Consider the following 7163-nt stretch of genomic DNA (forward strand, 5'->3'; position numbering starts at 1 on the left):
AGGGGAGAACAGCAATGTACGTCAACAAAAATAATCTACATTAGTGACTGACCCGCTTGAGAGAGTAGTTCACCTAATTGCTCTACTTTCATCGCAACATCTCCTGTTGCACTCGCTGCCGATTCTGAGGTGTCTTCCCCAAGATCTACCATAGTTTCAGCCATCTTAGCCGTGTCTCCGCTTTGCAACGCTTGCTTCAGTTCACCCAGATCTTCAGCCAAATCAGAGCCTTCAAGCTGCTGCTGCCAGCTTTCAATGATTGCGATCGCGTCTTCTGCCGGAATCGAGGTCAATCCCTGATGCAACGCTGCGATCGTGCTATCAACATCGATTGTCCGAATTGAATCTGCCATATCAAACATTCCTTGTTAAATCGATAATGGAGTCACAGTCTTCGTATTAAATTCTGCAATTAGCCCCTCACTCCTGAACTGATTTTTCTCAATGTCGATTTTGAAATCGTCAGCCTTTAGGCGTAGATGAATTCACGTCTTCTCTAGCGTTGAGCAATTCCGCAAATTCACATCTCAAATGTATTCGCTTGCCTATAAATTATCTAGCAGAGTTTGTGTTATTAAACCGAACAAGGTATCGATGCAGAGCGAGATTAGCTGAGTGTAAAAAATATCGCCACCTAATTTCTGAGAAACATTTCTCCAGAAACCAAGTGGCGCAAACAGCGACTTATAACAGCAATTTACTCTGATGCTTCGGGTTTGAACTCTAGCGAAACCCCGTTCATGCAGTAGCGTTGTCCGGTCGGGGCAGGACCATCATTAAATACATGCCCTAGATGCCCACCACAGCGACGGCAATGCACTTCAGTGCGGGTCATAAACAACGTTCGATCAGTCGTGGTCTCGATCGCGCTCTCTAGAGGTGCAAAGAAGCTAGGCCAGCCAGTGCCACTATTGAATTTGGTTTCAGAGGTAAAGAGTGGTAAGCCGCAGCCTGCACAGACATAGGTTCCTTCGTCGTAGACCTTATCTAGTGGACTTGTGCCTGCTCGCTCTGTTCCATGCTTCCGCAGCACGTGAAACTGCTCTGGCGTCAGCGTTTCTTGCCATTCTTTATCGGTTTTTTGCACTTCAAACTGGTCTTTGGAGGTTGTCATAACAAAATTGATTGGAGTTACTCTCTCCTTAATTCTAAGACGTGCGGTTCCTGTGGAGTTGCGCTTCGCGCTAATCGCGGCATTACAGGCAGCAATCCACGATTAGCGCGAAGCGCAACTCCGCTCTCGAAGATTCACGAGATGACCTGAGGTTGCGATCGCGAGTTTGAGCTCTACTTCTGGTCGTAATCCTCCGGTCGGTTGCCGAGTTGAGGCGGCAGTGATCGCCTTCTGGGTCGCTAGGGTGTGGCTAAGGCTCTGTGCTCCATCCATCAAGCGACTGACCCATTACTGTCTGGCTTGCACTCACTGTCTGACTGGTACTCACTGACTGGCTGGTACTCACTGACTGGCTCACACTCATTGAGGTATTCTCTACATTCAGTTCGATACCCTTTTCAAAGCTAAATCTTGATCAATCGATCCGGTTGATCAAAGATGCGATATAGTAAGTAGGTCGCTTAGATTCTACGGGATGTAGCGCAGCTTGGTAGCGCGCCTGCTTTGGGAGCAGGATGCCGCAGGTTCGAATCCTGTCATCCCGATAGGTTTTAGGAATTAGGTTTAGAGAGTTTCCCTAAATCTTCCCTAAAACTGGAACACAACCGAATACGTGAGCACGCGGATCTATAGGCGTGTCCACCACTTTTTAAGGGGGTTTAATCCCATCAAAAAGCTATGGACACCGATTTGAGATGCCACGCTTTTTCATGGAAAAAATATAAGCAATCCCTAAAAGGCTTCTTTAGGGATTGCTTATATTTTTGGTTTGTCTGTACCAGATCGATTGCCCCAAGATGATCGTCCGTTCACCTCACCCGCAGTAATGCTGCTGTTTGCTATGTGGGGACATGAACAGAGTAGCGGGATTCATGCCTCTTGCATTTCGCCAATAAAAAACCGCTTCTAGTTTGAAGCGGCTCAAGGTGCATTTTGGTTTGATGGACGATCGGCTCTGCCAAGCTCCGAAGGATCGACGGGTCAGACGACAGCCATTGGGATTAGACCCAACCGCTTAATTGGATGAGGAGATTTCCTCGAATGCTTCAGCATTCGAGGAAATCTCCTCATCTCAGCTTGGGTCAATCGTTCTCTACAAGCTCTCCCAACTAAGGCTAACCAGGGGCCGTTTGGCCGAGTGCCGCCGCGGATTATCGAACCTAGTACGAGCAGCGTTGTTCATCGTCTTGAGAGGATGAGTTTTTGGCTTATGCAGGCACGGAAGCTTGAGGAGCACGCAAGGGTCTCACCACCCAATCGAGGGATACATCTGGCAACAAATAGGTTTGTGAATCCGTAAATTCATTCATTTGCCAAATTCCAACCTTTCCAGTTTGAGGGTTGCGCCAGAGCAGATCGGCGGATCCATCCCCATTGAAGTTAGCAACGCCGGCAATCTGCCAGTTCAAATCAGCGACAGGAGTGAGGTAGTAGCCCGTTTGCACATCGGTGCTATTCATCTGCCAGATCGCATTCTGCCCAGTTGCCTGATGTCGCCACACGATGTCCGCGATCCCATCATTGTTGAAATCCGCGGTGCCGACCATCTGCCAGTTGGAGTCAGTAACAGGGAGAATGAAACGGCTGCTTTGTAAGGTGAAGCCGTTCATTTGCCAAATGGCGTTCTGTCCGCTTGTCTTGTTCCGCCAGAGGATGTCCGCGGTGCCATCGTTGTTGAAATCGGCGGTGCTGGCAATCTGCCAGTTTAAGTCCGCGACCGAGGTGATGAAGTAGCCATTTTGTAACCCCGTGCTATTCATCTGCCAGATCGCATTCTGCCCAGTTGCCTGATGTCGCCACACGATGTCCGCGGTGCCATCGTTGTTGAAATCGGCGGTGCTGGCAATCTGCCAGTTTAAGTCCGCGGAGGTGATGAAGCGGCTGCTTTGGAAGCCGATGCTGTTTAGTTGCCAGATGGCGTTCTCGCCGGTTGCTTGGTTGCGCCAGAGGAGGTCATCGGTCCCGTCTTGGTTGAAATCGGCGGTGCCCACAATCTGCCAGTTGGAGCCCGCGACAGTGGGGAGGTAGTAGCCGCTTTCTAAGGTAAAGCTGTTCATCTGCCAGATGGCGTTCTGTCCACTTCCAGAGGACGAGATGGCGGGGTTGTTGCTGCGCCACACGAGATTCACGCGATCGTCGTTGAGCAGGGTACCCGTGCCGCTGGTGGCGTTTGCGGTCAGAGTGGCGTTGGTCGGATTGAGGAGATTGACGAAGAAGGTTTCGTCTAGCTCCCGATTGGGGTCGCCTTTGACGTTAATCGTAATGGTTTTGCTGGTTTCACCGGGGGCAAAGGTGAGGCTGCTAGTGGCAGCACTATAGTCTCCATCGGCAACGGTCGCGGTGCCATCTGCTGTGGTGTAATTGACCGCAACAGTTTGAGCACTGGCATTCGAGAGGCTGACCGTGAAGGTGTAGGCCGTGGTGCCGCTGTTGCCCTCCGTTTGGCTGACATTTCCAATGCTGAGGGTGGGTTGGGGCTGGACGGTGATGGCAAAGGTTTGGACGGCGGAGGTATCTACCCCCCCGTTAGCAGTGCCGCCACTATCGCGCACATGCACGCTGAGGGTAGCCGTGGTAGCCGTGGCAAGATTGGTGGCAGGAGTATAGGTCAGGTTGCCGAAGGAGTCGATTGTTGGGGCAACGGCAAAGATGGCAGGGTTGGTGTCTACGGTGACGATGTAAGCTTGGGCGGTTTGATTCGATTCATCAGCCGGTCCCGGATTGAAGCCCGTTGCCCAGTTTGAAACGGTTTGAACGCCAGAACCCGCTGTGATCGTCAGGTCTGCTCCTTTGGCAAACGAGGGCACATCGTTCACAGCGGTCACGTTGAGACTAATGTTTGTCACGCCTGAAGTCTGTGCGCCACCAGTGCCAGTGTTGCCGTTGTCATTGATGCTGATACCCAGCGTTTGAGTCGCTATAGAATCGGGGGCTGGAGTATAAGTGAGATTACTAGCCGCAATGAAGCTGTTGATATCTGTGATGGTGCCGCTGATAGTACGGTTTGTTGCAGTGCCCCCTACGGTGACTCCACCTCCAGAAGTCGCAGCCAGAATGCCTGTACCAACAGTTAAGGTTGCGATTACAATACCGCTACTTGCATCTGCATCGACAAACGTAATGCCTGTGAGTGTGGTGGTGATGTCTTCAGTGACAGCGATCGCAGCCGGAGCGAAGACTGTAGGGGGGTCATTATTGGCTACAATATCAATGGTTGTGTCAGCAGTCGTGCTGATGCCGCCGTCTCCATCCGTCAGCACAACACTTAACGTCCGAACGGCGCTTGAAGGTGCATCTGAAACGTTGCTATAGGTGAGGTTACGGAGTAATGCCTGGCCAGCAGCAGAACTGGAACTGCTGTTGAAGGTGACGACTAGCGGTGCCGTGCCTACACCACCCGTGACGGTGCCAATGATGGTGCCACCGTAGGTCACGTTGCTGCCAGAGACACCAATCTGTTCCGTGCTAGTGCCCTGGTTGTTGATGGCGAGGCGATCGTCCGCTGTACCATTCGTGCTGATGTTAACCGTCAGCATGCCTGTATCAAAATTGGTGGAATCAATATCGCTGACCGTGGCACTGGCATCCAATATTACGGCATTGCCATCTTCGATATAGCTAACGCTGCCTGCTGTGGGTAAGGTGAGTAGGGGGGCATCGTTAACCGGTGTAACGGTAACATTAAAGGCTTGAGTGGTAGTATTGATGCCATCACTTGCTTGAAGCGTGATTGCAGCATTACCAAATTGGTTTGCCGTTGGGGTAATGGTAATTGTCCGATTATCATTAGAACCGCCCAGAGCAAGATTATTATCAGCAATCAAACCCTGATTATTGGAAGTTGCTGCTAGTAGAAGGTTAGGAATGTCGCCGTCATCAATACTGAAAGGGATTGCTCCAGAGGCAATGTCTTCAGTGAGCGTTTGGTTTGTTATGACAGTGCCTATAGTTCCGATACCAGTGCCATCGCCGATAGCACCCCCTTGACCAAAGACAGCGTTGCTAAGAACAACGGAGAAGGTTTCGCCAAATTCAGCAACTCTATCGCCGATGATGGGAACTGTGATTGTTTTCGTGGTTTCACTATTAGCAAAGTTTAAGGTACCACTGGTAATAACGTAGTCAGACCCTGCTACAGCAGTACCGTCTACAGTTGTATAGTTAACGCTGACAGTCCACGGTCCAGGTCCCGTTTGAGTTACTGTGAAAACAGCATTGCTAGTACCACTATCTCCTTCAACAATCGAGACATCGTTAATAAGGAGCCTGGAATGATTTAAAACTGCAGCATACGTGCCTATTGTTGCAGAAGTAAATGCCAATGATGACTCTACAAAACCATTTGCTGTTTCTAGCGTCCAGTTTCCTCCCAATAATGCTCCACCTGTTAAATCATCTGAAGCCGCTATATCCGCCCCAGTCAACTGGCTAAGGATGCTGGTAAACGCCTGACCCAGTTCGCCCTGCGCCACGTTGCAGCCGTACAGCAAAATGTCGGCATCATCGCTTAGCGCCTTGCTCCAACTCTGCAACTGAGCTGCATACCCTGGCAAGTCGCTTAAGGTCACCCGATTGCTACCAAAGTCTAACCCGCCTGCTTCCCCATGAGAAAGGATGTGAAGGCTAGAGATGCCGTCTCGCCCCAGCAGTGTATTGGTGATTTGCGTGACTGCATCCTGCGTCGAGTTAAGGATGTGGACTTCGGTACCTGCTGTTGCTCCGGCGATTAGGCTCTGATAGCCAGCCACCGACTGATCAATAAATAATAGGGATTGGCTGGACTGTCGTTGTTCTGTCAGCGAGGTTGTCAGACTGGTTTGATCCAGGGGCAGCGCAAGGTTGGCTGTCGATAGCACATCAGTAGCCGTAGTTAACCGGGAAGGCTCAAAGGTCATTTTGGTTTGCTCTAGAGAATACACTCTAAAAGTATTCCCCTCTTCCAGGTAAACTAACGAGCACATCTAAAGCCCTTAAAACAAACTCCGAAAGGTGTTTACATAGATTTTTGACGAACTGCATTACCGTCAGAGGGCATGGCCCAAAATCGCACGTCTCCAGGCTCAATTCCGTTCTGGCTTGACTTTTGGATCAGTGTTGGGATGGATGTAGCAGTAGTAAGTTGGGCGACTAATTCCCAAATGCTGATAAATGGATGGCACCGATCGCGTGGGGAATCTTAATACTGTCCTCTCCCCCCTCAATGCTTGTGCCTGACGCTGAAACTATTCTCGATGCTGCAGATCTTGCCCGTGATATAAATCAGGCTCTTTTGTTGCGCTCCTTGATAGAGAGCGGCTCTTGATTAGTAGCCTCAATCTGCTCTCCTTCTGGTCTGGTAATCTGTTTAGTGCGATATGAAATTGGAAAATTAATTCAGGTAAAAATTTATGGCAACCGAGCAAGAGCTTCAATCTCTTTTTAATACCTTAGATAGCGATCAAGACGGCAAACTCTCCGTTAATGATCTTTTGTTAAGTCCTGGCTTAAACTCAGTCATCTCATCAGCAACAAGTACCAGTAGCCCCCAGGCGTTACTAGCACAGTATGATTCAGACGAAGACGGTAATATTACCTTTGAAGAGTTAAAGCAAGCAGTTGAGAGAGCAGGTAATTTAACCTAACAGTCAAAAAAACCAATACCCAATACCCAAGATCCCTCTTTAGCCCAAGCTTTGAGGGATTTGCAACTTCTGATATTGTCAACTTAACTTGAAGCGGGATACTGTCAACTTAACCCTGCTCTGTCTTGGATTGTGGTTGGGCGATCGGCAGAAAGCTTAACGAATGTACCTGACGAGGGTTCCGTTTGGGTCGTGGGATTTACGGGGGATGTCGTTTAAGGTGCTTCTGCCAGTCTTGAGGCTTCGTCAAGCATCGTTGACAGCTTTTTTAGCCTGCCGCGTAAATCTTCGTTTTCAGCATCTACGCGAGCGATCGCATTACTATAAGATCTCTCCTAACATTTCTTGTTCCTTTTCATCCGAGATGAGAAAACTAGGTTCTGTTGACTTTTCACCGCAACCAGATCAAGGTGCAGGCAAAACAGAGG

At 49.7% G+C, this 7163-nt stretch carries 5 protein-coding genes and 1 tRNA gene; 2 read left to right on the top strand and 4 right to left on the bottom strand.

The genetic code is table 11. The features are described 5' to 3' along the window. Positions 1–35 precede the first annotated feature (35 nt). The 3 genes from AC5I6P_RS22860 to AC5I6P_RS22870 form a co-directional block, all read right to left on the bottom strand. Entirely contained in the window at positions 36–353 is a 318-nt protein-coding gene (locus AC5I6P_RS22860) for a hypothetical protein (RefSeq protein ID WP_495696069.1), read from the bottom strand. A 344-nt stretch (positions 354–697) separates the two neighbouring features. Then, entirely contained in the window at positions 698–1114 is a 417-nt protein-coding gene (gene msrB / locus AC5I6P_RS22865) for a peptide-methionine (R)-S-oxide reductase MsrB (protein ID WP_495696070.1), read from the bottom strand. 102 nt (positions 1115–1216) lie between these two features. Continuing rightward, positions 1217–1387, bottom strand: coding sequence for a hypothetical protein (locus AC5I6P_RS22870; RefSeq protein ID WP_495696071.1), 171 nt, complete (start codon positions 1385–1387; stop codon positions 1217–1219). Between the two features lie 198 nt (positions 1388–1585). Between AC5I6P_RS22870 and AC5I6P_RS22875 the strand changes: the two genes are divergently transcribed. Next, a tRNA-Pro gene (locus AC5I6P_RS22875) sits at positions 1586–1659 on the top strand. A 663-nt stretch (positions 1660–2322) separates the two neighbouring features. Here the strand turns inward: AC5I6P_RS22875 and AC5I6P_RS22880 are convergent. Continuing rightward, a complete protein-coding gene (locus AC5I6P_RS22880) occupies positions 2323–6009 on the bottom strand; it encodes a DUF4347 domain-containing protein (RefSeq protein ID WP_495696072.1) in 3687 nt (1228 codons plus the stop codon). Positions 6010–6501: 492 nt separating this feature from the next. Here AC5I6P_RS22880 and AC5I6P_RS22885 point away from each other — a divergent pair, with 492 nt between their 5' ends. Continuing rightward, positions 6502–6735, top strand: a complete 234-nt coding sequence (locus AC5I6P_RS22885) for an EF-hand domain-containing protein (RefSeq protein ID WP_495696073.1) — start codon at positions 6502–6504, stop codon at positions 6733–6735. The last annotated feature ends 428 nt before the right edge of the window (positions 6736–7163 follow it).

Source organism: Myxacorys sp., assembly GCF_059501405.1.